Origin of the sequence: Kribbella polygonati (assembly GCF_050320105.1) — a bacterium.
Lineage (GTDB): Bacteria > Actinomycetota > Actinomycetes > Propionibacteriales > Kribbellaceae > Kribbella.
Window position 1 is genome coordinate 2,761,790 of sequence record NZ_CP190129.1, and the last position, 26,238, is coordinate 2,788,027.

A 26,238-nucleotide genomic window follows, 5' to 3' on the forward strand; every position below is an offset into this window, starting at 1 on the left:
GGTAAACCCTCAACTTTCCGGGTGACCCAGCCCACGCCGGCGTCCGGTTTCCCGCCTACTCACTCCGGGGAGGGAGGTGTCGCTCCCCTGGGTTTGACACGATGTGACGGTGAGTACGACGGCGCGACGGGTGTGGCACGCGATCGGTTGCCTGTGGCGTCCGTCGACGTACCTGCGCTGGGTGTACCTGCTGCTCGGTGCCGCGCTGGTGCTGGCGTTCATCCTGGTCGACAGTGCGCTCGGTGCGGTGGTGTCCGATCTCGGGCTGCCGAAGGTTGCCACCGGCACCCTCTACGTCGTGCTCGGGCTGGTGCCGCCGCTGGTGCTCGGGCTGCTGCCCGCGGTCCGTGAGGTCGAGGGCATCGCGGTCGAGTCGCTGCTCGCGGTGCGGTTCGAGGAGCGGCCGCTCGGGCCGGCCCGGACCTGGGCGCAACGCCGGCGTACGACGGCCTGGTTCTGCCTGCACCTGCTGGCCGGTGGCACGATCGGCATCCTCAGCACGATCGTGTTCGGCTTCGGGGCGATCTGGCTGGCGGCCCCGTTCCGGTCGGCCGGCCCGCACGACGTCGTACCGGGGTGGACGTACCAGATCCGTGGCAACTGGACCGACCTGTGGATGCCGGCGTCCGCGATCGGCGGGCTCGCCGGCCTGTTCCTGCTGTCGGCCGCGGTCGGCGCGCTGCTGGCGTACCTGGCGCCGCGTGTCCTCGGCCCGACGGCCGCGGAGCGGATCGAGCTGCTGGAGAAGCAGACCGCGACGCTTGCCGAGCGCAACCGTCTGGCCCGCGAGCTGCACGACAGCGTCGGGCACGCGCTGAGCCTGGTCACCATCCAGGCGGCCGCCGCCCGGCGCGTGCTGGCCAGCGACCCGGAGTTCGCCGAGACCGCGCTCGCCGCGATGGAGACCTCCGCGCGCGCAGCGCTGGCGGACCTCGACCACGTCCTCGGCCTGCTCCGCGACGACCGCCGCCCCGGGTCCCGGACGGCGCCGCAGGCCACCCTCGGCGGCCTCGACCGCCTGGTCGAGGCGACTCGGGCGGGCGGCATCGCGGTCGAGGTCGAGCACCACGGCGACCTCGAGCAGCTGCCCGCGGCGGTCTCGCGGGAGGCGTACCGGATCGTCCAGGAGGGCCTGACCAACGCGATCCGGCACGCGGGCCGCCCGGCCGGCGAGCTCGCCGTACAGCTCTCCATCTGCTTGGACGGGTCCGGGCTCGAGCTGATCGTGGCGAACCCGGTCAGCGGGCGGTCCGACCATTCGGGCGGCGGCCGCGGCCTGGCCGGGATCCGTGAAAGAGTCGCCGTACTGCGCGGCACCGTCGACGCCGGGCCGGTCAGCCGTCCCGACGGCCCGGGCTGGAAGCTCGCCGTACGGCTGCCGGTGAACGTGACGAAGGGATGAGATGAACCTGTCCGTGGTCGTCGTCGACGACGAGCCCCTGATCCGCAGCGGGCTGCGCGCGATCATCAACGCCGAGGCGGACCTCACGGTTGTCGGCGAGGCGGGCGACGGCGCGGAGGTGCTGCCGCTGGTCCGCCGGACCGGGGCCGACGTGGTGCTGATGGACGTCCGGATGCCCGCGGTGGACGGCATCCAGGCGACCCGGCTGCTGCTCGACAGCCTCGACCCGGCGCCGCGGGTGCTGGTGGTCACCACGTTCGAGAACGACGACTACGTGTACGACGCACTCCGCGCGGGCGCGTCCGGGTTCCTGCTCAAGCGGACGCCACCGGACGACATCGTCGCGGCGATCCGGACGGTCGCGCACAGCGAGTCGTTGCTGTTCCCGGAGGCGATCCGCGCGCTCGCCCTCGCCCACGCGGGTACGCCGGCACCGACCGGGCTCGACGAGTACCAGCTGACCGAGCGCGAGCAGGAGGTGCTGCGGCTGATGGCGCGCGGCCTGTCGAACGCCGAGATCGCCGCCGAGCTGATCCTCGGCCTGCAGACCGTCAAGACGCACGTCGCGAACGTGCTCTCCAAGCTGAACGCCCGGGACCGCACCCAGGCCGTGATCCGCGCGTACGAGTCAGGCTTCGTCCCGCTCCACTAGGTTTTGGCGGGGTCGTCAGCCTCGGCCAGGGTGCAGGCGTTGTGCAGCGGGTCGATGGCGTTGGCCTTCATCGCGAGCCGCTGCAGCAGCATCCGGAAGCTGGCGCGCTCGGACTCGTCCAGGATGCCGAGCATCTGGTCCTCGGTCGAACGCAGCCGCCGCTCCAGGTCGCACATCACCTCGTAGCCCTGCTCGGTCGGTGCGATCAGTCGCGCCCGCCGGTCGGCCGGGTCCGGGCGGCGCTGCACCAGGCCGGCCTGTTCCAGGTCGTCCAGCAGGTAGGTCATCACTGTCCGGTCGACGCCGAGCTGCGCGGCCAGGTCCAGCTGCCGCTTCGGGCCCTCGGAACTGGTCGTCGCCAGCACCTGGTACCCGCGCGGGCCGCCGGGCAGGCCCTCCAGGGCCGCCGCGGACGCCTTCGCGTACTGCCGGAAGACGACCCCCAGCGCCCAGCCGAGATCGGCCTCCACCGGCGCTCCACCGGCGCTCTGGGGCTCGATCCCTCGCGCACCACGGGCCGCGACGTCGGGCGAAGTACTGGACATGTCCCCATCGTACGTGGTGTAGGCCACTCGGAATACGTTCTGACTTGAATATGTTCTGCTTCACAGATTATCTTCGAAGCAGCTCAAACGAGCCCCCCTCACACTCGATGGAGACAGAACCTATGAGCACCCTGCTACGCGTCGACGCCAGCGTCCGGCTGGACGGTTCGGTGTCCCGCGCGCTGGCGGACAGCGCCGAGGCCGCCTGGAAGGCGGAGCACCCGGACGGTGTCGTCGTACGGCGTGACCTCGGTCAGCACCCGCTGTCCGCGACTCTGTGGCCGACGCTGGCCGCGGCCCAGGTGGGCCAGGAGCCAGTGGCCGGCGCCGACCGGATGCCGCTCGCGGATGCCCACGCGATCGCCGACGAGCTGAAGGCCGAGATCGTGAACGCCGACGCGATCCTGCTCGCCGTACCGCTGTACAACTACGGCATCGCCCAGAACGTGAAGGCCTGGATCGACGTGCTGGTGATCGACAAGGACCTCGCTTTCGGGTCGCGCCCGCTGGCCGGACGGCCGGCGATCTTCGCCCTGGCCCGAGGCGGCGGCTACGCCCCGGGGACGCCGAAGCACGGCTGGGACCACGCCACGCCGTACCTCGAGCGGATCTTCGGTGACCTGTTCGGCATGAACATCCGGACCGCGGCCGCCGAGCTCACCCTGGCCCCGGTCACCCCGGGCATGGAGGAGCTGATCGACGCCTCCAAGGTCTCCGAGGCCGAGGCCCACGTCGAGGCCGACAAGCACGGCACGGTCGTGGCCCGCGAGCTGATCGGCAACGCGGCCTGAGCTACGGCTGCCAGGTCGACAGTGTCACCGACAACGTGACGACCGAGCGCTCCGGCAGGACCGCGATCCGCTGCAGCAGTTCGCGGTAGTTCAGGTGCCGGGCGCTCGGCGTCATCAGTACCAACTGCTCCACCGCCGTCCGGTCGAGCGACATGACCTCCTCGATCACCTCGCTGCCGGCGCGGGTGAACTCGCCGCTCAGTGAATCCTCCAGGCGGCGTTCCTTGTCCTGGTCGACGCTCACCATTCCGAGTACGTCGACCAGTTCGGCGAGATGCTGCTGGTTCGGCGTGACCACCAGCAGCCGGCCGTCCGGCGCGAGGACCCGCGCCATCTCGCGGGCGTTGCGCGGCGCGAACACGTTCAGCAGCAGCTGCGCGGACCCGTCGACGAGCGGCAGCTCCCGCCACGCGTCGCAGACCACCGACGCGATCCGCGGATCGACCTTCGCGGCCCGGCGGGCGGCGTACTTCGACACGTCCAGGGCGATGCCGCGCCGGCGCCCGGACAGGCCGAGGACGCCGGACAGGTAGTACGCCGTACCGGCGCCGACCTCGACCACCAGGTCGTCGTCGCCCAGCCCGGACGCGAGGATCAGCGCGTCCCGGATCGGCGCGTAGTGGCCAGTGCCGAGGAAGACCGTCCGGGCGCCGACCATCGCGGCCGAGTCGCCCTCGATCCCGTTCGAGGCCGCGGGCAACAGGTTCAGGTACCCCTGCTTGGCCAGGTCGTACGCATGCCCGCGCGGGCAGCGCGCCGTACGGTCGGCCAGCGCGAGCGACTCCGCACAGACCGGGCAACGCAGTACGGCGACGAGGTCTGCTTCCACCCGCCCTAGGTTATGTCGCGGCTCGTGATCCTCGCCCAGGCGGCCGCGTAGAAGACCACGACGTATCCGGCCTGCAGCAGCAGGTTGCGGAGGATGTCGTGGTAGTACGGCGGATCTCGGAGCAGGTCGGCGAACGACTGCCAGCGGTAGATCAGCAGCCACGGGTGGATCGCGTGCAGCTGCGGGATCGCGGTCAGGATCCCGAGGATGACGAACGTGCCGAACGTCGCCGCCATCGCGGCCAGCGGTGTCGAGGTCAGCGACGACACGAACAGGCCGATCGCGGCCAGTCCGAGCAGCGACAGCGCGATCACCACCGCGATCCCGAGCGCCCGCAGCAGGCCGTCGCCGAGCGACACCGTCGAACCGGACAGCAGCAGCACGTCGCCGACCGGGAACAGGATGAAGCCGACGATGAAGCCCGAGATCCAGATCGTCATCGTCGCCGCGAAACAGAACACGATCAGCGCGACCATCTTCGCGGCGAGCAGCCGGGACCGCCCGGCCGGTGCGACCAGCAGGTTGCGGAGGGTGCCGAGGCTGGCCTCGCCGGCCAGCGACTCCCCCGAGATGACCGTCACCGCGGTCGGCAGGAAGAACGGCATCGACAGCCCGAGGCTGCCGACGATCAGGAACAGCCCGTTGCCGGCGATCTGCCCGAGGAACCCGTCCGTGCCACCGTTGTTGTCGGCGATCTTGATCGCGATGCCGACCAGCAGCGGCACGGCGGCGAGCACGCCGAGGCCGACCTGCGTACGGGTCCGGGCGAACACGAGCCGCAGCTCGGACAGGAACAACGCGAGCGTGTGCCGCCCGGCGCTCGGCTGCTGCACGACGACCGTCTCCGCGACCGCTTCACTCGGCGACATCGAAGCCCTCCCCCGTGAGTGCCACGAACGCGTCCTCCAGGCTCGGGCGTTCCAGGCCGAAGCCATGGATCCGTACGTCGGCCGCGACCAGCGCGGCCGCGAACTTCTCGACCGGGAGCTCGCCGGGGTCGCCCTCGACGGTCTCCTCCGTGGTCTTCAGGTCCGTGACGCCGAGACCCTGCAGCGTGTCCGCCGCCTGGGTGAGATCCGGCGTACGGACCACCAGCCGCGGACGGAGCTCCGAGCGCAGATCGGCCACGGTGGACTGGCGGAGCAGCTTGCCGCGGCTCATCACCGCGGCGTGCGTACAGACCTGCTCGACCTCGGCCAGCAAGTGCGTCGACGTGAACACCGTCGTACCGTCGTGGGCCAGCTCGCGGATCAGGTGCCGGACCTCGCGGGTGCCCTGCGGGTCCAGGCCGTTCGTCGGCTCGTCCAGCACGAGCAGCTCGCGGCGCTGCATCAGCGCGACCGCGATCGCCAGCCGCTGCCGCATGCCGAGCGAGTACGCGCGCACCTTCTTGCCGGCCGCGTTCGACAGACCGACCCGCTCCAGCGCCTCCCCGGCGCGCGCCTTGCGGGTCTTCGGGTCTGCCGTCCGGTCCGCGGCGTCGAAGCGCAGCAGGTTCGCCTGACCGGTCCAGAAGGGGTAGAACGCCGGGCCCTCGACCAGCGCGCCGACCCGCGGCAGCACCCGCAGGTGCGCCTTCGGCATCGGCTCGCCGAGCAGCTCGACCGACCCGGACGTCGGCGCGATCAGGCCGAGCAGCATCCGGATCGTGGTGGTCTTCCCCGACCCGTTCGGGCCGAGGAAGCCGAACACACTGCCGGCCGGCACCTCCAGGTCGACGGCGTCCACCGCGACCTGGCCGCTGTGGAACCGCTTGGTCAACCCGTGGGTGACGACCGGCGCGTCACTCGTCATGCTCAGCGCGGGGCCTTCGCCGCGGCTGCCTGCAGGGTGTCCGGAGTGACCAGACCGGCGAACACCCGGCCGTCATCGGTGATCAGCACGCTCACCATCTTGCTGGTCAGCACCTTGCCCTTGCCCCAGGAGCCCTGCACGGTCGGCGCCTTCGCGAGCAGCTGCGCAAGCTGGCCGCTCCCGGTCAGGCCGGCGGTCTGTGCGCCGCTCTTCAGCATCACGACGCTGTCCCAGCCGGTCCCGATCACGGTCGGCTTGTCGGCCGGCGCACCGGACTTGCGCGGCAGCACCTTCCGCGGCGGCTCGACCTGCTTCGGCGCGATCTGGTTCGGGGCAACCTTGGCCGGCGCCTTCTCGTCGGTGACCTTCACACCCTTCGGCGGGGTGAACGTGAACGTGCTCGCGGACGGTACGTCGAACGAGACCGAGGTGAAGCCCAGCTCGACCGCCGGGTTGCCACCACTGCGCGGCATCACGGTCACGTCCAGCGGGACCCACGTCTTGGAGTCGATCGCCAGCGTCACCGAGCCGACCGTCGTCTTGTCGGTCTTCGGCACCAGGCGCAGCTTGTACGCGTCCCGGCCGGCGACCTTCTCGGTGCCGCTGACCTGGACCGTGGTGGTCGGGTCGATCGCGGCCAGGAACTGCTTGGCCACGTCCTGCGGGTTGTAGTTCTGCGGTGTCGTCTTCTCGGGCGTCTTCTCCGGCTTGCCGTTCTGGTGCGCGGGCAGCGTCAGCTTGGTCGCCTCACGCTTGGCCGAGTCGTACGCCCAGGCGGACGTGCCGTCTGTCGTCCAGACCCGCTCGGCCTGGTTGTCGAGCACCGACACCCTGGCCTTGTCCGGCGTCGCGAACGCGACCCGCGCGGTGTGCTGCCCGCTGAGCATCTCGGTGATCTGGCTGCTGCCGCGGCCGCCCATCCCCGGGATCGCCGGGAGGCCCAGATCCGCTGTCGAACTGACCGTGCCACTCAGGCCGTTCACCTTCGCGGTCTGCACCTTGGTGAGCAGATCCTGCGCGGTGATACTCGGCAGCTTCGGCGAGGCGTCCGCGACCACCGGACCAAGTGCCCCCACTCCCGCCACCACGGCGACCGCCGTGACCGGAACCAACCATCGTCTGTTGCGCTGCGCTACGCCCATGGATACAGCCTCGCACCGCCCGCCGACGGAACCAAGGCCCCTCGGGGCAGGTTCACCCGAAAGAGTGAGACCCATGTACGACCCTGGTAGTACGCCGGCCTCAGAAACGTCTCAGGAGTACGTCAGACCGCACGCCGCCGCGCCTGTTCTGAGCCCCTCGGCCAGTGCTTTCGCCCTGGGCTCGTCTGCCGCCAGTTGTACGTCGAGGTGGCCGGCGCCTTGCAGGGCTAGGTCGCGGGCGATCTCTACGCCGTATTCTTCGGCTTCCTCGGGGGTGCGGGCGGGGCGCCACAGGACGCCGAAGTCGTGGTCGGGTCTGGTGGGTCCGAGATCGATGACCAGGGACTCCTGGTGGTGCAGGTCTGTGGGGTCGCCGCCGATGATCACGTGGATGCGTTGGCCGGTTGCGCGTACGGCGTTCCGGGCCGCGTGGCCGGCGTCGTCGACGATCGAGGTGTCGCGGTGGCCCCAGGTGTCGTGGTGGATCGCCCAGGAGAGCGGGCGGCGTTCGGCCCAGCCGAATCGGATCAGTTCGGGCGCCGGGGCGAACTGGTCGACGTACCCGACGCAGAGGTAGCCGACCAGCTCGATGTGGGGCGGGAGGCCCAGTACGTCGGCGACCTCGTCCGGGCCGAAGAACGAGACCCAGCCGACGCCGATGCCCTCCGCGCGGGCGGCGAGCCAGAGGTTCTGGATCGCGATCGCGGCGGAGAACCAGGTGGTGCGCGGGTCGGCGTGCCGGCCGAGTACGTGCCGGCCGCCGCGGCCCGGGTCGCAGGTGACCGCGATGTTCAGCGGGGTGTCGAGGATCGCCTCGATCTTCAGGCCATCGAACTTCTGCCGACGCTGCTCCGGAAGGGATCGCGCGAACGCGTCGCGTTGCCGGGCCGCCAGCTCGTGCACCTTCCGCCGGGTCGCGACGTCGCGGATCAGCAGAAAGTCCCACGGCTGGCTGAGCCCCACACTCGGCGCCCGATGCGCTGCCTCCAGCACGCGCATGAGTGCGTCCACGTCGATCGGCACGTCCAGGAATCCCCGTCGTACGTCCCGACGCTCCGCGATCACCCGCTGAACGACCTCGCGGTCCTGCTTCTCGTAACCGCCGGCCGGAGCGCGACGACCTACCGAGACCGTTGTGTTGTGGGTCTTTTGCTTCGGGAGCAGGAGTTCGGCGCCGGTGGCCAGTACTGCGGCTTCGGCGACGCTGGGGGTGTTCTTCAGGTCGGCGACCTGGCGGCTGGGAGTCGGGGCGGGCTGGCTGGAGAGCTCGGCCGCAGTGAAGGTGCGCAGCTCCACGTGGAGGTCGTTCGCCAGTTGCTGGAGGGCGGGTTCGGATTCGCGGCCGGTCAGGGTGACGAGCAGGCGGATCTCCCCGGGGAGGTCCTGGACGGCGGCTTCGACGGCGGCGGCGAGTTCGGCGTACGGCGTACCGGATCGGAGGCCCACTCCGACGACGAGGCTCATCCGGCGTACTCGCGGGCGGCGGCGACGAAGCGGGCCGGGACGTCCGGGGTGGCGGTCCAGTGCAGGTGCAGGTACGACGCGTGCACGTGCGGACGCGTGAGGCCTTCCACGCCGCCGGGAAGGTGCCAGGCGGGCCGTACGTCGACCGGCGGCCGGTCGCCGCGGTTCGTGTCGAGCGTGATCGCGGTGCGGTGGAACTCGTGGCCGCGGACCCGGCGGCCCTCGTCGAAGAACGCGGTCGTGGTGGCGGCGACCGCCGTACGGTAGCCGAGGGTGAGCCGGGGCGTCATGGTCGCGGTTGCGGGGAGTACGCCGGTCATCTCGTGGCCGTCGAGTTCGCGGCAGAGGTACAGCAACCCGGCGCACTCCGCGATCACCGGAAGCCCGTCCGTCACCGCGGTCGCCACCTGCTCACGGAGCCCGACGTTCGCGGCCAGGGACTCGGCGTGCAGTTCGGGGAAACCGCCGCCCAGGTACAGTCCGGCGGTTGCTTCCGGCAACTTGTCCACCAGCGGGTCGAAGGTCACCACCTCGGCGCCTGCCGCGGTCAGGAGCTCGGTCGTCTCGGTGTAGTGGAAGGAGAAGACCGGACCACCCGCGACAGCAATCACCGGACGTCGGCCCGGAACTGTGGTTGGTGGGTTCCACGGGGTGGCTTGTTGCTGAGGGGCTGCATGGGCGGCTGCTGCTACAGCTTGGAGGTCTACGCCTTGGTGGACCAGTTCTGCTGCGGCGGCTACCGCGTCCCGGGCTTGGGTCTGTTGTTCGGTGGCGGGGATCAGGCCCAGGTGGCGGCTGGGGACGGTCAGACGCGTGTCCCGGCGCAGGACGCCCAGGACAGGTACGCCGGTGGGTGCGACACCGGCGCGTACTTCGGCCTCGTGGCGGTCGGAGCCGACCTTGTTGAGGATGACGCCGACGATGCGTACTTCGGTGTCGTAGGCAACAAACCCCTGCACCACCGCCCCGACGCTGCGCCCGGCCGCCGACGCGTCCACCACCAGGATCACCGGCGCCTGGAGGAGCTTCGCGACATGCGCGGTGGACGAGAAACCGTCCGTCCCGAGCGTACCGTCGTACAGCCCCATCACGCCCTCGACGACCGCCAGGTCCGCACCGGCCGAGCCATGCGCGAACAGCGGCGCAATGCGCTCCTCCCCCGACAGCATCGGATCGAGGTTCCGCCCCGGCCGCCCGGTGGCGAGCGCATGGAAGCCGGGATCGATGTAGTCCGGCCCGACCTTGAACCCGGCCACCACCAGCCCGGCCCGCCGCAGCGCCGCCATCAAGCCGACCGCGACCGTCGTCTTCCCGGCGCCCGACGACGGCGCGGCGACCACCACCCGCGGGATCACCACTCGATGCCCTTCTGGCCCTTCTGGCCGGTGTCCATCGGGTGCTTCAGCTTCGTCATCTCGGCGGCGAGATCCGCGGCCGCGAGCAGCGTCGGATGCGCGTCCCGGCCGGTGATCACGACGTACTGGTGTCCCGGCCGCGCGGTCAGCGTGCCGACGACCTCGTCGACGTCGATCCAGCCCCACTTCATCGGGTACGTGAACTCGTCCAGCACGTACAGGTCGTGCGTCTCCGCGGCCAGCCGGCGCTGGATCTCGCGCCAGCCCTCGAGCGCGTCGGCGGCGTGGTCCTCCTCGGTGCCGGCCTTGCGCGACCAGCTCCAGCCCTCGCCCATCTTGTGCCACTCGACCGGCCCGCCCTGCCCGGTCGACTCGTGCAGTTCGCCGAGCGCCTTGAACGCGGTCTCCTCGCCGACCTTCCACTTCGCGCTCTTCACGAACTGGAAGACCCCGATGTTCCAGCCCTGGTTCCAGGCCCGCAGCGCCATCCCGAACGCGGCGGTCGACTTCCCCTTCATCTCGCCGGTGTGCACCATCAGCAGCGGGCGGTTGCGGCGCTGCCGGGTGGTGAGGCCGTCGTCCGGTACGGCGGCCGGCTGTCCCTTCGGCATCTCAGGCCGCCTTCCGCTCGGTGACCGTCCGGATGAGGTTGCCGGCGGCAACGTCCCCGAGGTCGAGGTACTCCGCGCCGAGGTCGGCGGCCAGCTCCGCGGCCAGGCCGAGCCGGACGCCGCGGCGCGGTTCGCAGTCGACCACGACGGTGGCGATCCCGCGCTGGGCGAGCTGGCCGGCCGCCTGGCGGGCGCGGGCGAACGCATGGTCGCCGTACGTCGCGCGGCCGTCGGTGACGAGCACCAGGAGCGGGCGCCGTCGGGGGTCGCGGACGGCGGCGATCCGCAGCACGTCGGCGGCCCGCAGGAGGCCTTCGGCGAGCGGGGTCCGGCCGCCGGTGGGGAGGGTCTCGAGGCGCCGTACGGCGGTCTCGACGCTGCCTGTCGGCGGGAGTGCCACGGTGGCGGCGGGGCCGGCGAAGGTGACGAGACCGACGGTGTCGCGGCGCTGATACGCGTCCAGCAGGAGCGAGACGATCGCGGTCTTCACCTCGACCATGCGCTTCTTCGTTCCCATCGAACCGGACGCGTCGACGCAGAACAGTACGAGGTTGCCTTCGCGTCCTTCGCGGACGGCGAGCCGTACGTCGTCCGCCCGCACCATCAGCCCGGGCCCGGTCCGGCCACGAACTTTCTGGTACGGCGCCGCACTCCGCACCGTGCCCAACACATGCGGCCGCCCCGCCTCCCGCCCGACCCGCGCCCGCTCCCCCACAACCCGCCCCACCTCGGTCAAGGCCCGAGACCGCCGCCCAGCCACCCCGGCCCCAGCAGCAGAAACCCTCAACAACCGAGCCTTGTACGGCGCCGCGCTCCCGACAACCTCACCCTCATCCGCCCCGCCGGCCGCATCGCCGTCCGCCGGCCCGCTCCCTGCCGTCCCCCGCTCTGCCGTCCCCCGCTCTGCCGTCCCACGCCCTGCCGTCCCACGCCCTGCCGTCCCACGCCCTGCCGTCCCACGCCCCGCCGTCCCACGCCCCGCTGGCGCGCCGTCGTCCGCCGCGCGGTCGCGCGCGCCCAGCTCGGCAGTCTCGCCCGCCGCCCCACGCCCCGTGGGCGCGCCGGCGTCCGCCGCGCGGTTGTTCGGCCCCGCGGCCGCGTCGCGCTGCGCGCGGTCGTCGGCCGTTGTGTTCGGGCCGGCGTCGCCGGCCTGCGCATCCTGGCCGGGACCGCCAGGCCCGCCAGGTCCGCCAGGCCCGTCGGGGCCGTGTGGGCCGTGTGGGCCGTCGGGGTCGGGCGGGCCGTCGGGGTCTTCCTCGGGTGGGGTGCTGTTGTTGATGGCTTCTTCCAGTTGGTCGTGGTCGAGGCCGGGGGTGTCGAAGGGGTTTCGGCGGCGGCGGTGTGGGAGGGCGAGTCTGGCGGCGGCGCGGACGTCCTCGACCTCGACGACCGTACGACCAGACCAGGCCGCGTGCGCCACCGCCGTACGCGCGGTGACGAGATCCGCGCGCATCCCGTCCACGTCGAACGACGCGCAGATCTCCGCGATCTGCCGCAGCGCCGCGTCGGTCAGGATCACCTCGGACAGCAGGTCCCGCGCCTTCACGATCCGCTCCGCGAGCTCCCGCTGCGCCCCGTCGTACCGCGCCACGAACCCGTCCGGGTCCGCCTCGTACCCGAGCCGCGCCCGCATCACCTCGACCCGTACCGCCGGATCCCGGCTCGCGACCACGTCCACGGTCAGCCCGAACCGGTCGAGCAGCTGCGGCCGCAGCTCGCCCTCCTCCGGGTTCATCGTCCCGACCAGCACGAACCGCGCCGGATGCGTCACCGACACCCCGTCCCGCTCCACGGTCGCCCGCCCCATCGCGGCGGCGTCCAGCAGTACGTCGACCAGGTGGTCGTGCAGCAGGTTGACCTCGTCGACGTACAGCAGCCCACGGTGTGCGGCCGCCAGCAACCCAGGCTCGTACGCCGTAACACCTTCCGCCAGCGCCTTCTCCAGGTGCAACGACCCGAGCACCCGGTCCTCGGTGGCCCCGACCGGCAACTCCACCAACCGCGCGGGACGCACAACCCGCCCACCCGCGGCGCGCTCAGCGATCGCGGAGCCGCCCGACTCCTGCACGCCGGCGGACGCCCCCGCGTGGGGGCCATCGGGGCAGGTGGGATCCGGCCGCTCCGGGTCGCACGAGAAGCGGCACCCAGGTACGACGTCCACCGGCGGGAGGATCTCCGTCAGCGCCCGTACCGCGGTCGACTTCGCCGTACCCTTCTCGCCGCGGATCAGCACTCCGCCGATCGCCGGCGAGATCGCAGCCAGCACCAGCGCGAGCTGGAGTTCGTCCATTCCGACGACCGCGGTGAAGGGGAAGGAATTCGGCACTGCAGCCCGCATCGGCGGTCGCCCTTTCGTCGAGCGGGTGTCCACGCCCGCTACGGCTGGTACGCCGGGACCGCACGTGCGGGTCCGGCGGACGGCAGCGGATGTCCTGGCTTCCAGGCGCTGTCGAAACCGCGCAGACCTGGTCACAGTGGCGGGACCGCCCCGGACTCACACCGGTGTTCCTCCACAACCGTCGCCCCGATCATGCCACGGAGCTGTCACCCGCGCTGTGTGACCTCCAGGACAAAGGCCCGCACCACCGCGGCGTACCGAACCGCTTCTTCGAAGTGCGGGAAGTGTCCGGACCGCTCGAACGTGACGGTGCGCCCGCGCGGAACCGTCTCCCGATAGGTCCGGACGGACACGGGGTCGGTGGCCAGGTCGTCCACGCCCTCGATCAGCAGACTTGGCTGCGGCATCAGCGCGAGCCGGTCGAGCTTCGAGGTGTACAGCTCGTCGAGCGTGACCAGGTGGCTGTTCCCGCGCGCCCATTCCTCGTCGCTGAACCCGCCCTGCTCGCCGAGCGCGAAGAACTCGGCCCGCCGCGACGGATCGTGGAACGACAGCTCCTGGAACCGCTCCCCCAGCCCGAACGCCAGCTCGACCGAGCCGTCGGCCGGCGTCAGTCGGCGCGGTACGGCGGCCAGCTCGCGGCACCGCCGCGCCGCCTCGGTGTCGCCGAGCTCGTCGTACAACCGGGCGAAGATCGGCAGCCGATGACGGTCGTTCGCGTCGAAGTCCCAGCACGGGCAGTCGAAGATCACCGCGTTCACCGCGTCCGGGTGCCGGATCGCGTACTCGACCGCGTAGTTGCCGCCGGCCGAGTGACCGAGGATCGTCCAGCGTTCGATCCCCAGCTCGGCGCGCAGCTCCTCGAAGTCCGCGATCAGCAGGTCGAGGCTCACGGTCTCGCCGGGCGGCAGCGGGGTCCGCAGTACGCCGCGCTGGTCCGGCGCGATCAGCCGCAGCTCGTGCGCGAGCAGGTCGGCCTGGCAGCGCTGGTAGTGGTAGCCGCCGCCGTGGCCGTGGACGAAGAGCAGCGGCGGGGCGTCCGGGGCGCCGTACTCCGCGGTGCTGAGCTTCATCCGTGCCTCACCGGGTGAGGCGTTTGGCGAGGGCGGTGGCGGCGGTGTCGTCGCGGACCTCGCGGATGCCGACGATCGGGGTGACGGTGACGAATCCCGCGGCCAGCAGGGCCTCGTCGGTGCCGGGGATCGGGTTCGGGCGGGGCGGTTCGAGCGCGATCATCGGCTCGCCGGTGGGGGCGGTGGTGCCGACCAGACGGGAGCGTTTCGCCGGGCCGAGCGACGCGTGCCGTACGCCGGCCAGCTGCTCCAGCGGGCGGTCCGGCACGTTGATCGTCAGGACCGTACCGGCCGGCTCGGACTCGATCCAGCCGAGCGCCTCGCCCGCGACGGTCGCGGCCGTCGGCCAGTACCGCGGGTCGTCCGAGTCGAGGCTGACGGCAACCGCCGACGTACCGTAGCCGGACGCGGTGAGTGCCGCCGCGACGGTGCCGGAGTGGAAGATCGAGACGCCGATGTTCAGCCCGCAGTTGATCCCGGACAGCACCAGGTCGGGCGCCGGCCCGAGCGCGCCGAGGCACGCCAGCGCGACCGCGCCCGCGGGCGTCCCCTCGATGCCGACGTACGTGACACCGTTCTCCTCGTCGGACACGGTCCGGATCGGCCGGCCGACCATCCCGGGGCGGGCCGAGCCGACGCCGCTCTCGTCCAGCAGCGGCGCGACCACCTGGACGTCGTACCCGAGCGCGGCGATCGCCGGCGCGAGCGCTCGAATCCCAGGGGCGAGGTAACCGTCGTCGTTGGTGATGAGCACTCGAGGCATACGTTCACCCAATCAGGCGCGGTCCTCGATGTCACCCTCCGTCTCAAGGACCGCGCTCCGCAGCGTCTCCAGCGCCTCGTCGGTCGGCTCCGCCCACAGCCCGCGTTGCGCGGCCTCGAGCAGCCGTTCCGCGATCCCGTGCCGGGCCCACGGGTTCGACTTCCGGAAGAACTCCGCCATCTCCGGATCCGCGACGTACTCGCTGGTCAGCGACTCGTACATCCAGTCGTCGACCACGCCCGCGGTCGCGTCGTACCCGAACAGGTAGTCCACGGTGGCCGCCATCTCGAACGCGCCCTTGTACCCGTGCCGCCGCATCGCCGCCATCCACCGCGGGTTCACCACCCGCGCGCGGAACACCCGCTTCGCCTCCTCCTCCAGGGTCCGCGTCTTCACCTGGGCGGGAACGGCGGAGTCGCCGACGTACGCCTTCGGGTTCGCGCCGGTGAGGTGCCGGACCATCGCGATCATGCCACCGTGGTACTGGAAGTAGTCGTCGGAGTCCATGATGTCGTGCTCGCGGGTGTCGGCGTTCTTGGCCGCGACCTGGATCCGGGCGTACGCGCGTTCCATCGAGCCGCGGGCCTCCGCGCCGTCGAGGTCCTTGCCGTACGCGTACCCGCCCCAGACGGCGTACACCTCGGCGAGCTCCGCGTCGGTCCGCCAGTTCCGGGCGTCGACCAGCGGCAGCAGACCGGCGCCGTACGAGCCGGGCCTGGAGCCGAACACCCGGGCCGTCGCCTGCCGTACGTCGTTGCCTGCGGCAACGTCCTCGTCGACGTGTGCTTTCAGGAAGTTGTCCGCCGGCGCCTCGTCCAGGGCGGCGACCGTACGGACGGCCTCGTCGAGCAGCGCGACCACGTGCGGGAACGCGTCCCGGAAGAAGCCGGAGATCCGGATCGTCACGTCGATCCGCGGGCGGCCGAGCTCTTCCAGGTCCACGACCTCGAAGCTGGTCACCCGCCGCGACGCCTCGTCCCACACCGGCCGGCAGCCGAGCAGCCACAACACCTCGGCCAGGTCGTCGCCCTGCGTCCGCATCGCCGACGTTCCCCAGATCGTCAGGCCGACCGAGCGCGGGTACTCCCCCGTCTCGGCCTGATGCCGCGCCAGCAACGAGTCGGCGAGCGCCACGCCCACGTCCCACGCGTTCCGGCTGGGAATCGCCTTGGGGTCGACCGCGTAGAAGTTCCGCCCGGTCGGCAGCACGTTCACCAGCCCGCGGGTCGGCGACCCCGACGGCCCCGCCTCCACGAACCGCCCGTCCAACGCCCGCAGCACGTTCGCCAGCTCGTCCCCCGTCCGCCCCAACCGAGGCACAACCTCCGCCGCCGCAAACCGCAACGAAGCCACCACCCCACCCACCCCACGCCCGCCGCCACCGCCAGCGCCAGCGCCCTCGGCGCCGCCGGCGGTAGGCTCCCCCGGCTCCCCCGGCTCCCCCGGCTCCCCCGGCTCCCCCGGCTCCCCCGGCTCCCCCGGCTCCCCCGGCTCCCCCGGCTCCCCCGGCTCCCCCGGCTCCCCCGGCTTCCCTTCGACCCAGTCCCGGGCCAACACTTCGCTGACGACCACCGGGACCTTCGTCACGTCCCACCCGAGCGTCTCCATCCCGACAACGAGCTTCCGCGCGACCGCCTCGAGGATGTCCACGCCGTCGGCACCACTGACCGCGGGAAGGTCGGCGAGCGTCGCGAGATCGGCGAGATCAGCCGCAGACCCAGGACTGTCGAGCAGGGCAGCCTCGTCGACGCCGAACGCGTAGCCAAGGGCGGTACGGAGGCCCGGGATCGAGTACGAACCGCCCCACAACTGCCGCGCGCGCAGTACGGCGAGCACCAGGTTGACCCGCGCCTCGCCGGTCGGCGCGCCGCCGAGGATGTGCAGCCCGTCCCGGATCTGCACGTCCTTGATCTCGCACAGATACCCGTCGAGATGCAGCACGAACTCGTCGAACTCCTCGTCCGACGGCTTGTCCGACGTGTGCAGGTCGTGGTGCAGCTGTGCCGCCTGGATCAACGTCCAGATCTGCGCCCGCAGCGTCGGCACCTTCTCCGGATCCAGCGCCGACACGGTCGCGTACTCGTCCAGCAGGTACTCGAGCTTCGCCATGTCGCCGTACGTCTCGGCCCGCGCCATCGGCGGCACCAGGTGGTCGACGACCGTCGCGTGCGCCCGCCGCTTCGCCTGCGTGCCCTCGCCGGGGTCGTTGACGATGAACGGGTACACCATCGGCAGGTTCCCGAGGACGGCGTCCGGCGCGCAGCCGGCCGCCATCCCGATCCCCTTGCCCGGCAGCCATTCCAGCGTCCCGTGCTTGCCCAGGTGGACGACGGCGTGCGCCCCGAAGCCGCCCTCTTCCGGCGCGGCCTCCAGCCACCGGTACGCCGCCAGGTAGTGGTGCGACGGCGCCAGGTCCGGGTCGTGGTAGATCGCGACCGGGTTCTCCCCGAACCCGCGCGGCGGCTGGATCATCAGCACCACGTTCCCGAACCGCAGCGCGGCCAGCGCGATCGCCGGCTCGGCACCCGAGCGGTCGACGTACAGCTCGCCGGGCGCCGCTCCCCACGCGTCGATCATTGCTGCCTGCAACGATTCCGGCGTACGTCCGAACCACCTCGCGTACGTCGCCAGCGGTACCTTCGCGACCGCGTTCTCCAGTTGCTCGTCGGTCAGCCAGTCGACGTCGTGCCCGCCCGCGGCGATCAGCCGGTGGATCAGCCCGTCGGCGCCGTCCGCGCCCTGCAGCTCGCTCAGGTCGAGCCCGCCGAGGTCGTACCCGGCGGCCGCCAGCTCGCCGAGCAGCACGACCGCCGACGCGGGGGTGTCGAGACCGACCGCGTTCCCGATCCGCGCATGCTTCGTCGGGTACGACGAGAGCACCAGCGCGAGCCGCTTCTCGGCCGGCGGCACGTGCCGCAGCCGGGCGTGCGCGACCGCGATCCCCGCGAGCCGCGCGCACCGCTCCGGGTCCGGCGCGTACCGCGCGAGCCCGTCGGCGTCGTACGACTTGAACGAGAACGGCACCGAGATCAGCCGCCCGTCGAACTCCGGGATCGCGACCTGCGTCGCCGCGTCCAGCGGGCTGACCGCCGCGTCGCTGTCCAGCCACTGCTCGCGGGTCGAGGTCAGCGCGAGCCCCTGGATCAACGGGATGTCGAGCGACGCGAGCGCGCCCGCGTCCCACGCGTCGTCCGCCCCGCCGGCGCTCGCGTCCGCCGCCACCGATCCGCCCGCGGCGAGCAGCGTCGTCACGAGTACGTCGCACTTCCGGAGCAGGTCGAACAGGCCCGCATTCTCGTCGCTCGTCGGATCGAGGCCGCGCAGCGTTCCGCAGTACACCGGCAACGGCTGCGCCCCGGCGTCGGCGACCGCCGTGGCCAGGGTGTCGACGAAGGCGGTGTTCCCGGAGATCTCGTGCGCGCGGTAGTACACGATCCCGACGACGGGCCGGTCGTCCTCGACGTACGCCCCACGGACGCCGTACGCCGGGAGCGCGCGCGGCGGCTCGAACTCGTCGCCGGTCAGCAGCAGGGTGTCACGCAGGAACCCGGCCAGGTTGCGGAGGTTGTCCGCGCCGCCCTCGCGCAGGTAGGCGAGCGCCTCGGTGACCGCACCGGCCGGAACGGTCGACAGCGACATCAGCTCGGCATCCGGCGCTGCCTCACCGCTGACGACGACAGCCGGCTTCCCGGACGCCAGTACGGCGTCAAGCCCTTCCTCCCACGCGCGGCGCCCACCGAGCAGCCGCACGACAACCACGGCCGCGTCGTCGAGCAGCGGGGCCAGGGCTTCGGGGGCGAGCCGCGCCGGGTTGGCAACCGCCCAGCCCGCACCTGCCTCCGCTGCGGCCAGCAGGTCGGTATCGGCGGTGGACAGCAGCAGAAGATTCGCAGCCACGACAGCACAGTCCTTCCCGGGGTATCCACGCCCCAGCTACAGGTACGACGGCGGCAGTTCCTGACTCCCCCTGCACGGGGTCACAGTGGCGGGACCGTCCCGGACTCACACCGGGTTCCTGCTGATGCCGTCGGATGACGCTGCTGACTCTATCTGTGCATCGCGTAGTGGGCAGCCAGTAGGTCGGTGCCCCAGTCGTTGCGGAGATCACGCCAGACCGAGTGGATGTGGTTGGCGTTGTCCTGGGTGTTGTCGTACTCCGCGAGGAACGTCGGCCCGGCGATCGAGTAGTAGTGGCGGTGGCCGATGCCGGGGGTCGTCTCACCGGCCCAGGCGAACGTCAGGTGCTCGATGCCGTTCTCGGTGATGTCCTGCCACGTCTGCAGGCCGATCGGTCCGACGGCGCGGCCGACGTACTGGCCGATCAGCAGGCTCAGGAGCTGGCGCTGCTGTTCGTTCATGTCGCCGTACGGCAGGCCCCGGTGCAGCAGAGACGCGTCGGCGACCGGGTCGTGGCGGGTCAGGATGTCGTCGGGGGCATCGGGCGAGACCAGGGCGACCTCTAGCTGGCCAGGCTCCAGTGCGTGCAGAAGCTCGAAGCCCAGGTCCTGTTCTGCGACCAAGAACCGCCGGCCGGTCTCAGGGCCGGTCAGGACCTGCGCAGGGTTCGAACCGATGAACTGTGGAGTGAACGCGATCGCCCCGTCGACAACAGCCACGTGCAGCGCCAGATGGTGCCCGTTGAGTCGCCAGGCCCACGGGCCGGTGCCGGCCGGGTCACCGAGGACGCGTAGGAAGAACCGGCCGCCAAGAACCGAGCCCTCCCAGTCTCCTGACACCGGCAGCGCGGGGATGCCGCGGAGGATGACCTCTGCGTCCAGGACCGCCCAGGAATCGGCTGCCCCGCGTTCACTGCACCCAAGCTCGACCAGGCGCTTGGCCAGCAACTGCTGTGCCGGCGTGAGCTCCGAAAGCGGCAGCCCGGCCCGGTCACCCGGGAGGTACGTCCACTCCTTGTGGTCAGGTGTGTCGAACGGTGCCTTGATCTTGTCGAGCTGTGCGGGCGACAGGCTCGCCAGGAGATCCAGTACGGCGTCCCGCGTTTGCTCTACAACCATGCCGATCGCTCCTGTTCCGTGGGTTCGTACGTGGTCCATTGTTCGAACGGCCGGTCCAGCTTGTACCGGAAATCGGGTTGGCGCAGCAGGACGCGTGTTTCCGCGTTGGCGGGGTTCCGCAGCGACTCGAAGAACCGGACCGACCAGTGGAACCAGCGCATGCAGAACAGCCGCATGGTGAGACCGTGCGAGACCAGCAGCACGTTCTTCGGCGCGTCCGGAGTCTCGAAGTCGCGGTGCATCGTCTCGAGGAAGGTGGAGACCCGGTCGTACACGTCAGCGCCGGACTCGCCGTGGGTGAACCGGTAGAAGAAGTGCCCGAACGAGTTCCGCAGCTGCTCCTGTTGCTCGATGTCCTCGGTGTCCTGCAGGTTGGCCCAGTCCTGCTCCCGCAGCCGCGGCTCCTCCCGCGGTACGCCGATCAGGTCGTCCAGCCCGAGCGAGTCGAGCGTCTGCCGCGTCCGCAGGTACGGCGAGACGTACACGCGCACAGGCTCGTCCTCGAACAGCTCCCGCAGCTCCCGCCCGGTCTTGGCCGCCTGCTCATGCCCCAACGCCGTCAACGGAACCGCGTGATCCGGGGTGCGCTCGTACACAGTCTTGTCCAGGTTCGCTTCGGACTCCCCGTGTCGAACAAGCGCGATCCGCAACGGCCGATGACTCAGACCCATCTCTTCCTCCAGGCCATGAAGGCTGCGACGACGGCGGCCGCCAGGCCGACGCGTCCGGCGAGGGCTGCTGTACGGCGGATGTCCGGGACAGTGGGAGGCGGGCCGTCGCCGAGCGTGCCGCGGTTCTCGACGTACGTTCCGTAGTCGTTCGTGCCGCCGAGGGTCAGGCCGAGGGCTCCGGCGAACGCCGCCTCGACGGGGCCGGCGTTCGGGCTCGGGTGTTGGGGGGCGTCGCGCGTCCAGATTCGGACGGTTTCGGCGGGACGCCCGGAAGCCAGGCCGGTTAGCAGGGCGCACACCCGGGCGGGCAGGAGGTTGAGTACGTCGTCCAGCCGCGCCGCCGCCCAGCCGAAGTTCTCGTACTTCGGCGAGCGGTAGCCGACCATCGCGTCCAGCGTGTTCGCCGCGCGGTACGCGAGCAGCCCCGGTACGCCGAACACCCCTCCCCACAGCAGCGGCGCCACGCACGCGTCCGAGGTGTTCTCGGCGATCGACTCCACCGTGGCGCGGGCCAGTTCGCCGGCCTCCAGATCCGTCGCGTCGCGCGCGCACAGGTGGCTGAGGCGATCCCGGGCGCCGGGGATGTCCTTCTCCTCCAGCAGGGTCGCCATGGTTTCGGCTTCGCGTTCGAGGCTGCGGGCGCCGAGGACGGTCCAGGTGGCGGCGGCGGTTGCCGCGGTGTGGAGGAGTGGATGCTTGCGGGTGAGTCGCTCGGCCGCGATGCCCAGGGCTGTTGTCGTGCCGACGAGCAGCACGGCGTACGCGGCTCCGTTGCCGCGTGAGTCGGCGTACACCCGGGATTCCAGGCGGGACGCCGTACGGCCGAAGCCGGCCACCGGGTGGTAGCGGCGCGGGTCGCCCAGGAGGCGGTCGGCGGTGAAGCCCAGGAGGATGCCGAGAGCCCTCGTGTTTGTGCTGGACACCCTGGGAAGTCTGCCAGGTGGGCGGCTGTGATTGGGTGACCGCATGGGAATCGCGGAGCTGCTCTCGCTGGTGGACGGGAGCGGGGAGTTCGGGGTCTGGCTCGGCCGGCTGGACGGCGTACCGGTGTTCGTGCACGAGGCGGAGCGGCCGCACTACTCCGCGAGCACGATGAAGCTGCCGGTGGCGATGGCGATGATGCGCAAGGTCGAGGCCGGCGAGCTCGCGCTCGACCAGCCGGTGACCGTGCACAACGACTTCGCGTCCGCGGCCGGCGGCCGGTTCGGGGTGAACCCGGACGAGGACGAGGCCCCCGCCACCTGGTCGCGGATGGGCGAGCAGGTCCCGCTCGGCTGGCTCGCCACCGAGATGATCACCCGCTCCAGCAACCTCGCCACCGACCTGGTCCTGGAACAGGTCGGCGCCGACGCGGCCCACGCGATCCTCGCCGAGTCCACGCTGAAGTCCTCCCCGGAGCCGGCCTCCAAGATCCAGCGCGGGATCGACGACTCCGCCGCGCAGCGGGCCGGGATCAGCAATCTGATGAGCCCAGCCGGGTTGGCCGGCGTGCTTGTTGCGGTAGGCAACCAGGAAGGTGCCTCCGGCGACTACCTGCGCGACCTGCTGGCCGGCAACCAGTGGAACGGCGAGATCCCCGCGAAGCTGCCCGCCGGGACCCGCGTCGAACACAAGAACGGCTGGGACACCCGGATCCGGCACGACGGCGGCATCGTCCGCCCTGCCGACGCGGACCCGTTCGTACTCGTCGTCTGTACCACGTCCGACCTGCCGGACAGCGAAGCGCAGCAGCTGATCGCGTCGATCGCGCTCGAAGCGTGGAACCACCGGCACGACCTGGGAGCGGTGCGGTGAAGCTCACGACCCACCTGGTGTCGGCGCCGCTGCACACGCCGTTCATCACCGCGTTGCGTACGGCGACCCACGCCGAGTCGCTGCTCGTCGAGATCAGCGACGGCGAGCAGAGCGGCTGGGGCGAGGCGCCGCAGGTCTGGAAGGTCACCGGCGACTCGCTCGCCGGATCGAAGGCCTGCATCGAAGGCCCGATCACCGCCGCGCTCGACGGGCTCGGGCCGGACGACCTCACCGAGGCGCTCCGCCGGGTGCAGGGCGCCGCGGTCGGGAACTTCGGCGCGAAGGACGCGGTCGACGTCGCGCTGCACGACCTCGCGGCCCGGCGGCGCGGGCAGACGCTGCACGGGTTCCTCGGCTCGACCGTCGACGTCGTACGCACCGACATGACGCTGTCCGTGGGCGATCCGGACGCGCTGGCCGATGCGGCGAAGGCGCGGGTCGCGGACGGGTTCGACGTACTGAAGATCAAGGTCGGTACGGACGCGGCCGGTGACGTCGAGCGGGTCCGGCGGGTGCGGGACGCGATCGGGCCCGAGCCCCGGCTGCGGCTGGACGCCAACCAGGGGTGGACGCGCCGAGACGCGGTCACCGTGATCCGCGCGCTGGAGGACGCCGGCTGCGCGATCGAGCTGGTCGAACAGCCGGTCGCCGCCGCCGACCTGGACGGTATGGCGTGGGTGACGGACCGCGTCGGTACGCCGATCCTCGCCGACGAGTCGGTGTACGGCGTCCGCGATCTGGTCGCCGTGATCCGCCGGGGCGCGGCCGATCTGGTGAACGTGAAACTGGCGAAGTGCGGCGGGCTGGGTCCCGCGCGAACGCTGCTCGAACTGGCCCGCGAGCACGGGCTCGGCGCGATCGTCGGCTGCATGATGGAGGGCCACGTCGGGGTCGGCGCGGCGGCCGCGCTGGTGTCGGCGTACCCGACGACCGCGGTCAACGACCTGGACGCCGCGTGGTGGTTGCGGGAGCCGGCGGTGGCCGGCGGAATCCGGTACGAGGGGTCGCTGATACACCTGCCTTCTGCCGCTGGACTGGGCGTGACAGGCTTGAGGGCATGAAGTTAGCCGCCACCAAGGTCCCGGTCAGCACGGTCTGGACCTCACCGGACGCTCCCCGTGACATCGACGCACCGGCCACCGCCGAACACCCCGACGTCGCCGCGTGGGCGAAGTCGATGGACACCGAGACCCGCCTCGGCCTGCACGGCCGGACGCTGACCCAGTTGCTGTTCGCCGAGCCTGTACTGGTGCGCTCCGAACGCGACGGCTGGTCGGAGATCCTCGCGCCCTGGCAGCCGTCGTCGCAGGACGAGCTCGGCTACCCGGGCTGGGTCCCGTCGAGCCACCTGGGCGAGCTGCCGACCGCGGCCTCCGACCCGGTCGCGATCGCCGTACCGACGGTCGAACTGCTCGCCGAGCCGGGCGGTCAGCCGGTCGCGGAGTTGTCGTTCGCGACGGTGCTCGCGTCGCTGGAGCACGCGGACGGGTACACGCGGGTGGCGACGCCCGACGGCGGGTCCGGCTGGTTGCGGGACGCCGTACTGCGGTCTGTGTCGGAGCCGTCGGACATGGACGAGCGGTTGCGGCTGGGCGAGCAGTTCCTCGGGCTGGAGTACCTGTGGGGCGGTACGTCGGCGTACGGGCTGGACTGCTCCGGGCTCGTGCACGCGGTCAGCCGCGTCCTCGGCCTCCGCACCCCCCGCGACGCCCACGACCAGGCCGCCGACCTCCCCAACATCCCCCTCGACGAGGCCCACCCCGGCGACCTCTACTTCTTCGCCCGCGACAACAACCCCATCCACCACGTAGGTTTCGTCTCCCCCACCGGCATGCTCCACGCCTCCGAAACCGGCAAAGTCCTGGAAAACGGCCCCCTGACCGACGACCGCCGCTCCACCCTGGTCACAGCAGCCCGCTTCTAGCGCAAACAAACACCCCGGACCGACAGCAGGTCCGGGGTGTTTGTTTGTGCTCAGGACTCTTTGGGGTGGAGTTCTGGGTTGGTTTTGCGGGACTTGGTCAGGCTGGCGATCGTGGTGATGCCGAGGGTGATGATGATGAAGCCGAGGGAGAACCAGATGGGGATCTCCGGGGCCCAGGTGATGTGGTGGCCGCCGTTGATGAACGGGAGTTCGTTCACGTGCATGGCGTGCAGGACCAGCTTCACGCCGATGAAGGCGAGGACCACCGACAGCCCGAGGGACAGGTAGACCAGGCGCTTGAGGAGATCACCCAGCAGGAAGTACAGCTGCCGCAACCCCATCAGCGCGAACACGTTCGCGGTGAACACCAGGAACGGCTCCTGCGTCAGCCCGTAGATCGCCGGGATCGAGTCCAGCGCGAACAGGAGATCCGTCGTACCGAGCGCGATGATCACGATTGCCATCGGGGTGACCAGCCGCTTGCCGTTCTTGACCAGCGTCAGCTTGACACCGTTGTACTCGTCGGTCGCGTTCAGCCGCTTCTTCGCGAACCGGATGACCGCGTTCTCCTTGAAGTCGTCGTCGTCGTTCTCACCCTGCTTCGCAAGATGGATCGCGGTGTAGACCAGGAACGCCCCGAAAATGTAGAACACCCACGAGAACTGGTTGATCGCCGCCGCGCCGACCGCGATGAACACCCCGCGGAACACCAGCGCCAGGATGATCCCGACCAGCAACGCGGTCTGCTGGTACTGCCGCGGGACCTGGAACCTGGCCATGATGATCAGGAAGATGAACAGGTTGTCGACGCTCAGGCTGTACTCCGTCAGCCACCCGGCGAAGAACTCCCCGGCGTACTGCCCGCCGGAGAACCACCAGACGCCGAGCCCGAACACCACCGCGAGACCGATGTAGAACGCGATCGCGGTCGCGGACTCGCGGGTGCTCGGCTCGTGCGGCCGGCGGCCGATGATGAACACGTCGAAGGCCAGCAGCGCGAGCAGCAGGCCGACGGTGATGTACCAGACATAGTCAGCTACGTGCACAGAAATCCTCCGGAGCTCAGACGAAACATCCACTCCGAAGGTCTCTTCCGCCTCACCCTGTGTGATCGGTGAGACCGGGGGCACCGGGCCGCGGGACGAACCCAGGCCGTGATGACGATGCCGCCGCGAAGGAATACTCCCCTTCTCCGCAACCATTCTGACGGTTCGGCGTCCGAGATTCCAAATCCCCGCCCCGGGGCGTTGGTCACAACCGGGTCAGCGAGAGATCACGGTCGGTGGTGACCGCCCGTTCACCCCGGCGACCCGACCGGCCCGGCTCGTCGTACGTCAGGCCGGCCGCAGCCGCCGCGGCAGCTTGGCGACGACCGTGTCGTACGACGCGTCGATCAGCTCGAGGATCTCGTCGTCCTGGACCGCGCCGCCGAGCTGCACGGTGTTCCAGCCGGCACGCCCGATGTAGGCCATCTTCCGGACGTCGTCCGGGTACGTCGCGACCAGCTCGTCGGCCTCGTCCCGGTTCGCCCCGCACTTCAGCCCGACACCGCTTGCGCCGAGGAACGCGAAGATCTTGTCGCCGACCTTCGCCACGGTGTCGCCGTCCCACGGCTCGTCCGGCCAGGCCCCCGCCTTCTCCAGGCAGTACGCGCGCAGCTCGTCCCCGGTCAGCCGCTCAGGCATGCGTGACGACCTCGACGTTGTTCGAGTCCGGGTCGCGCAGGAAGACCGCGTAATAGCCCGGGTGGTACTCCGGCCACTCGCGCGGCGCGTGCAGCACCTCGACACCGAGCTCCCGCGCCGCGCGGTGCACCGCGTCGACCGTCGCCCGGTCCGGCGCCCCGAACGCGAGGTGGATCTCCCGCTGCCGGCCCCCGGTCGTCTGCGCGCCGAGCCAGAACTTCGGCACCCCGTCCGCCCCGGACCACCCGAGCACGTCACCGAAGTCCATCGTCACGCCGACCCCGAGCGGCCCCAGCACCATTTCGTAGAACCGCCGGCTCGCCGCGAGGTCGTCGCACTGCAATGACAGGTGATCGAACACGACATGCACACTAGCCCGCATCGGCTATA

General features: G+C 71.1%; 24 protein-coding genes and 2 riboswitches. Of the genes, 6 read left to right on the forward strand and 18 right to left on the reverse strand.

Annotated elements, in window-relative coordinates; all coding sequences use genetic code 11:
* The first annotated feature begins 109 nt into the window (after nt 1-109).
* Together ACQHIV_RS13255 and ACQHIV_RS13260 are read left to right on the forward strand one after the other, a co-directional pair.
* Nucleotides 110-1,402, forward strand: a complete 1,293-nt coding sequence (locus ACQHIV_RS13255) for a sensor histidine kinase (protein WP_427894124.1) — start codon at nt 110-112, stop codon at nt 1,400-1,402.
* Nucleotide 1,403: 1 nt separating this feature from the next.
* On the forward strand, nt 1,404-2,054 hold the full coding sequence (locus tag ACQHIV_RS13260; protein ID WP_380195975.1) for a response regulator: 651 nt from the start codon (nt 1,404-1,406) through the stop codon (nt 2,052-2,054).
* On the opposite strand, the gene ACQHIV_RS13265 is transcribed toward ACQHIV_RS13260, so the two are convergent.
* Nucleotides 2,051-2,599, reverse strand: a complete 549-nt coding sequence (locus ACQHIV_RS13265) for a MarR family winged helix-turn-helix transcriptional regulator (protein WP_427894126.1) — start codon at nt 2,597-2,599, stop codon at nt 2,051-2,053. The two genes, ACQHIV_RS13260 and ACQHIV_RS13265, sit on opposite strands and share 4 nt — an antisense overlap.
* Nucleotides 2,600-2,721: 122 nt before the next feature.
* Between ACQHIV_RS13265 and ACQHIV_RS13270 the strand changes: the two genes are divergently transcribed.
* On the forward strand, nt 2,722-3,390 hold the full coding sequence (locus ACQHIV_RS13270; RefSeq protein ID WP_427894128.1) for an FMN-dependent NADH-azoreductase: 669 nt from the start codon (nt 2,722-2,724) through the stop codon (nt 3,388-3,390).
* A 1-nt stretch (nt 3,391) separates the two neighbouring features.
* Here the strand turns inward: ACQHIV_RS13270 and ACQHIV_RS13275 are convergent, their stop codons facing one another.
* The 14 genes from ACQHIV_RS13275 to ACQHIV_RS13340 form a co-directional block, all read right to left on the reverse strand.
* Nucleotides 3,392-4,219 (reverse strand): putative RNA methyltransferase, encoded by an 828-nt coding sequence (locus ACQHIV_RS13275; protein WP_427894129.1) that lies wholly within the window; start codon nt 4,217-4,219, stop codon nt 3,392-3,394.
* 5 nt (nt 4,220-4,224) lie between these two features.
* Nucleotides 4,225-5,088 carry an ABC transporter permease gene (locus tag ACQHIV_RS13280; protein ID WP_427894130.1) on the reverse strand — a complete coding sequence of 288 codons (864 nt, stop codon included), beginning with the start codon at nt 5,086-5,088 and terminating at the stop codon, nt 4,225-4,227.
* Nucleotides 5,075-6,013, reverse strand: a complete 939-nt coding sequence (locus ACQHIV_RS13285; RefSeq protein ID WP_427894132.1) for an ATP-binding cassette domain-containing protein — start codon at nt 6,011-6,013, stop codon at nt 5,075-5,077. Before ACQHIV_RS13285 ends, ACQHIV_RS13280 begins: the two co-directional genes overlap by 14 nt.
* A gap of 2 nt (nt 6,014-6,015) precedes the next feature.
* The gene (locus ACQHIV_RS13290) at nt 6,016-7,155 is read right to left on the reverse strand and encodes a LolA family protein (protein ID WP_427894134.1); all 1,140 of its coding nucleotides are present in this window, start codon (nt 7,153-7,155) and stop codon (nt 6,016-6,018) included.
* A 111-nt stretch (nt 7,156-7,266) separates the two neighbouring features.
* Nucleotides 7,267-8,619 carry a 5,6-dimethylbenzimidazole synthase gene (gene bluB, locus ACQHIV_RS13295; protein WP_427894136.1) on the reverse strand — a complete coding sequence of 451 codons (1,353 nt, stop codon included), beginning with the start codon at nt 8,617-8,619 and terminating at the stop codon, nt 7,267-7,269.
* Nucleotides 8,616-9,977 (reverse strand): cobyrinate a,c-diamide synthase, encoded by a 1,362-nt coding sequence (locus tag ACQHIV_RS13300; protein WP_427894138.1) that lies wholly within the window; start codon nt 9,975-9,977, stop codon nt 8,616-8,618. Before ACQHIV_RS13300 ends, bluB begins: the two co-directional genes overlap by 4 nt.
* Nucleotides 9,971-10,585, reverse strand: a complete 615-nt coding sequence (gene cobO, locus ACQHIV_RS13305; RefSeq protein ID WP_427894140.1) for a cob(I)yrinic acid a,c-diamide adenosyltransferase — start codon at nt 10,583-10,585, stop codon at nt 9,971-9,973. The genes ACQHIV_RS13300 and cobO overlap by 7 nt, the downstream gene beginning before the upstream one ends.
* Before the next feature lies 1 nt (nt 10,586).
* A complete protein-coding gene (locus ACQHIV_RS13310; RefSeq protein ID WP_427894142.1) occupies nt 10,587-12,923 on the reverse strand; it encodes a magnesium chelatase subunit D family protein in 2,337 nt (778 codons plus the stop codon).
* 67 nt (nt 12,924-12,990) lie between these two features.
* Nucleotides 12,991-13,146, reverse strand: a riboswitch (cobalamin riboswitch).
* Entirely contained in the window at nt 13,130-13,996 is an 867-nt protein-coding gene (locus tag ACQHIV_RS13315; RefSeq protein WP_427894144.1) for an alpha/beta fold hydrolase, read from the reverse strand. It overlaps the preceding riboswitch by 17 nt.
* Nucleotides 13,997-14,003: 7 nt before the next feature.
* Entirely contained in the window at nt 14,004-14,759 is a 756-nt protein-coding gene (gene surE, locus ACQHIV_RS13320) for a 5'/3'-nucleotidase SurE (RefSeq protein ID WP_427894145.1), read from the reverse strand.
* A 12-nt stretch (nt 14,760-14,771) separates the two neighbouring features.
* The gene (gene cobN, locus ACQHIV_RS13325) at nt 14,772-18,656 is read right to left on the reverse strand and encodes a cobaltochelatase subunit CobN (protein ID WP_427894146.1); all 3,885 of its coding nucleotides are present in this window, start codon (nt 18,654-18,656) and stop codon (nt 14,772-14,774) included.
* 35 nt (nt 18,657-18,691) lie between these two features.
* Nucleotides 18,692-18,803: riboswitch (cobalamin riboswitch) on the reverse strand.
* Nucleotides 18,804-18,805: 2 nt separating this feature from the next.
* Entirely contained in the window at nt 18,806-19,774 is a 969-nt protein-coding gene (locus tag ACQHIV_RS13330) for a DUF3500 domain-containing protein (protein WP_427894148.1), read from the reverse strand.
* Nucleotides 19,765-20,445: a phosphoglycerate mutase family protein gene (locus ACQHIV_RS13335; protein ID WP_427894150.1), complete on the reverse strand. Its 681-nt coding sequence runs from the start codon at nt 20,443-20,445 to the stop codon at nt 19,765-19,767. Before ACQHIV_RS13335 ends, ACQHIV_RS13330 begins: the two co-directional genes overlap by 10 nt.
* Nucleotides 20,436-21,368, reverse strand: coding sequence for a cobalamin biosynthesis protein (locus tag ACQHIV_RS13340; RefSeq protein WP_427894152.1), 933 nt, complete (start codon nt 21,366-21,368; stop codon nt 20,436-20,438). The genes ACQHIV_RS13335 and ACQHIV_RS13340 overlap by 10 nt, the downstream gene beginning before the upstream one ends.
* Before the next feature lie 43 nt (nt 21,369-21,411).
* Here ACQHIV_RS13340 and ACQHIV_RS13345 point away from each other — a divergent pair, with 43 nt between their 5' ends.
* Genes ACQHIV_RS13345 through ACQHIV_RS13355 form a run of 3 tightly spaced genes read left to right on the forward strand, consistent with a single transcriptional unit; the run spans nt 21,412 to nt 24,163 of the window.
* Nucleotides 21,412-22,239, forward strand: a complete 828-nt coding sequence (locus ACQHIV_RS13345) for a serine hydrolase (RefSeq protein ID WP_427894154.1) — start codon at nt 21,412-21,414, stop codon at nt 22,237-22,239.
* Nucleotides 22,236-23,300 (forward strand): mandelate racemase/muconate lactonizing enzyme family protein, encoded by a 1,065-nt coding sequence (locus ACQHIV_RS13350; RefSeq protein WP_427894156.1) that lies wholly within the window; start codon nt 22,236-22,238, stop codon nt 23,298-23,300. The genes ACQHIV_RS13345 and ACQHIV_RS13350 overlap by 4 nt, the downstream gene beginning before the upstream one ends.
* Nucleotides 23,297-24,163, forward strand: coding sequence for an NlpC/P60 family protein (locus ACQHIV_RS13355; RefSeq protein ID WP_427894158.1), 867 nt, complete (start codon nt 23,297-23,299; stop codon nt 24,161-24,163). The genes ACQHIV_RS13350 and ACQHIV_RS13355 overlap by 4 nt, the downstream gene beginning before the upstream one ends.
* A gap of 50 nt (nt 24,164-24,213) precedes the next feature.
* On the opposite strand, the gene ACQHIV_RS13360 is transcribed toward ACQHIV_RS13355, so the two are convergent.
* From ACQHIV_RS13360 to ACQHIV_RS13370, 3 genes are all read right to left on the reverse strand, one after another.
* Entirely contained in the window at nt 24,214-25,209 is a 996-nt protein-coding gene (locus ACQHIV_RS13360; protein WP_427894160.1) for a TerC family protein, read from the reverse strand.
* Between the two features lie 288 nt (nt 25,210-25,497).
* Nucleotides 25,498-25,848, reverse strand: coding sequence for an MmcQ/YjbR family DNA-binding protein (locus ACQHIV_RS13365; protein WP_427894161.1), 351 nt, complete (start codon nt 25,846-25,848; stop codon nt 25,498-25,500).
* On the reverse strand, nt 25,841-26,209 hold the full coding sequence (locus ACQHIV_RS13370; protein WP_427894163.1) for a VOC family protein: 369 nt from the start codon (nt 26,207-26,209) through the stop codon (nt 25,841-25,843). Before ACQHIV_RS13370 ends, ACQHIV_RS13365 begins: the two co-directional genes overlap by 8 nt.
* Nucleotides 26,210-26,238: the final 29 nt, after the last annotated feature.

Excerpts from the sequence above, each read along its gene's own strand:
- ACQHIV_RS13260 (WP_380195975.1), top strand. The coding sequence starts at position 1,404 with ATGAACCTGTCCGTGGTCGTCGTCGACGACGAGCCCCTGATCCGCAGC.
- ACQHIV_RS13265 (WP_427894126.1), bottom strand. The coding sequence starts at position 2,599 with ATGTCCAGTACTTCGCCCGACGTCGCGGCCCGTGGTGCGCGAGGGATC.
- ACQHIV_RS13270 (WP_427894128.1), top strand. The coding sequence starts at position 2,722 with ATGAGCACCCTGCTACGCGTCGACGCCAGCGTCCGGCTGGACGGTTCG.
- ACQHIV_RS13280 (WP_427894130.1), bottom strand. The coding sequence starts at position 5,088 with ATGTCGCCGAGTGAAGCGGTCGCGGAGACGGTCGTCGTGCAGCAGCCG.
- ACQHIV_RS13285 (WP_427894132.1), bottom strand. The coding sequence starts at position 6,013 with ATGACGAGTGACGCGCCGGTCGTCACCCACGGGTTGACCAAGCGGTTC.
- ACQHIV_RS13290 (WP_427894134.1), bottom strand. The coding sequence starts at position 7,155 with ATGGGCGTAGCGCAGCGCAACAGACGATGGTTGGTTCCGGTCACGGCG.
- bluB (WP_427894136.1), bottom strand. The coding sequence starts at position 8,619 with ATGAGCCTCGTCGTCGGAGTGGGCCTCCGATCCGGTACGCCGTACGCC.
- cobO (WP_427894140.1), bottom strand. The coding sequence starts at position 10,585 with ATGCCGAAGGGACAGCCGGCCGCCGTACCGGACGACGGCCTCACCACC.
- ACQHIV_RS13310 (WP_427894142.1), bottom strand. The coding sequence starts at position 12,923 with ATGCGGGCTGCAGTGCCGAATTCCTTCCCCTTCACCGCGGTCGTCGGA.
- ACQHIV_RS13315 (WP_427894144.1), bottom strand. The coding sequence starts at position 13,996 with ATGAAGCTCAGCACCGCGGAGTACGGCGCCCCGGACGCCCCGCCGCTG.
- surE (WP_427894145.1), bottom strand. The coding sequence starts at position 14,759 with ATGCCTCGAGTGCTCATCACCAACGACGACGGTTACCTCGCCCCTGGG.
- ACQHIV_RS13330 (WP_427894148.1), bottom strand. The coding sequence starts at position 19,774 with ATGGTTGTAGAGCAAACGCGGGACGCCGTACTGGATCTCCTGGCGAGC.
- ACQHIV_RS13335 (WP_427894150.1), bottom strand. The coding sequence starts at position 20,445 with ATGGGTCTGAGTCATCGGCCGTTGCGGATCGCGCTTGTTCGACACGGG.
- ACQHIV_RS13345 (WP_427894154.1), top strand. The coding sequence starts at position 21,412 with ATGGGAATCGCGGAGCTGCTCTCGCTGGTGGACGGGAGCGGGGAGTTC.
- ACQHIV_RS13355 (WP_427894158.1), top strand. The coding sequence starts at position 23,297 with ATGAAGTTAGCCGCCACCAAGGTCCCGGTCAGCACGGTCTGGACCTCA.
- ACQHIV_RS13365 (WP_427894161.1), bottom strand. The coding sequence starts at position 25,848 with ATGCCTGAGCGGCTGACCGGGGACGAGCTGCGCGCGTACTGCCTGGAG.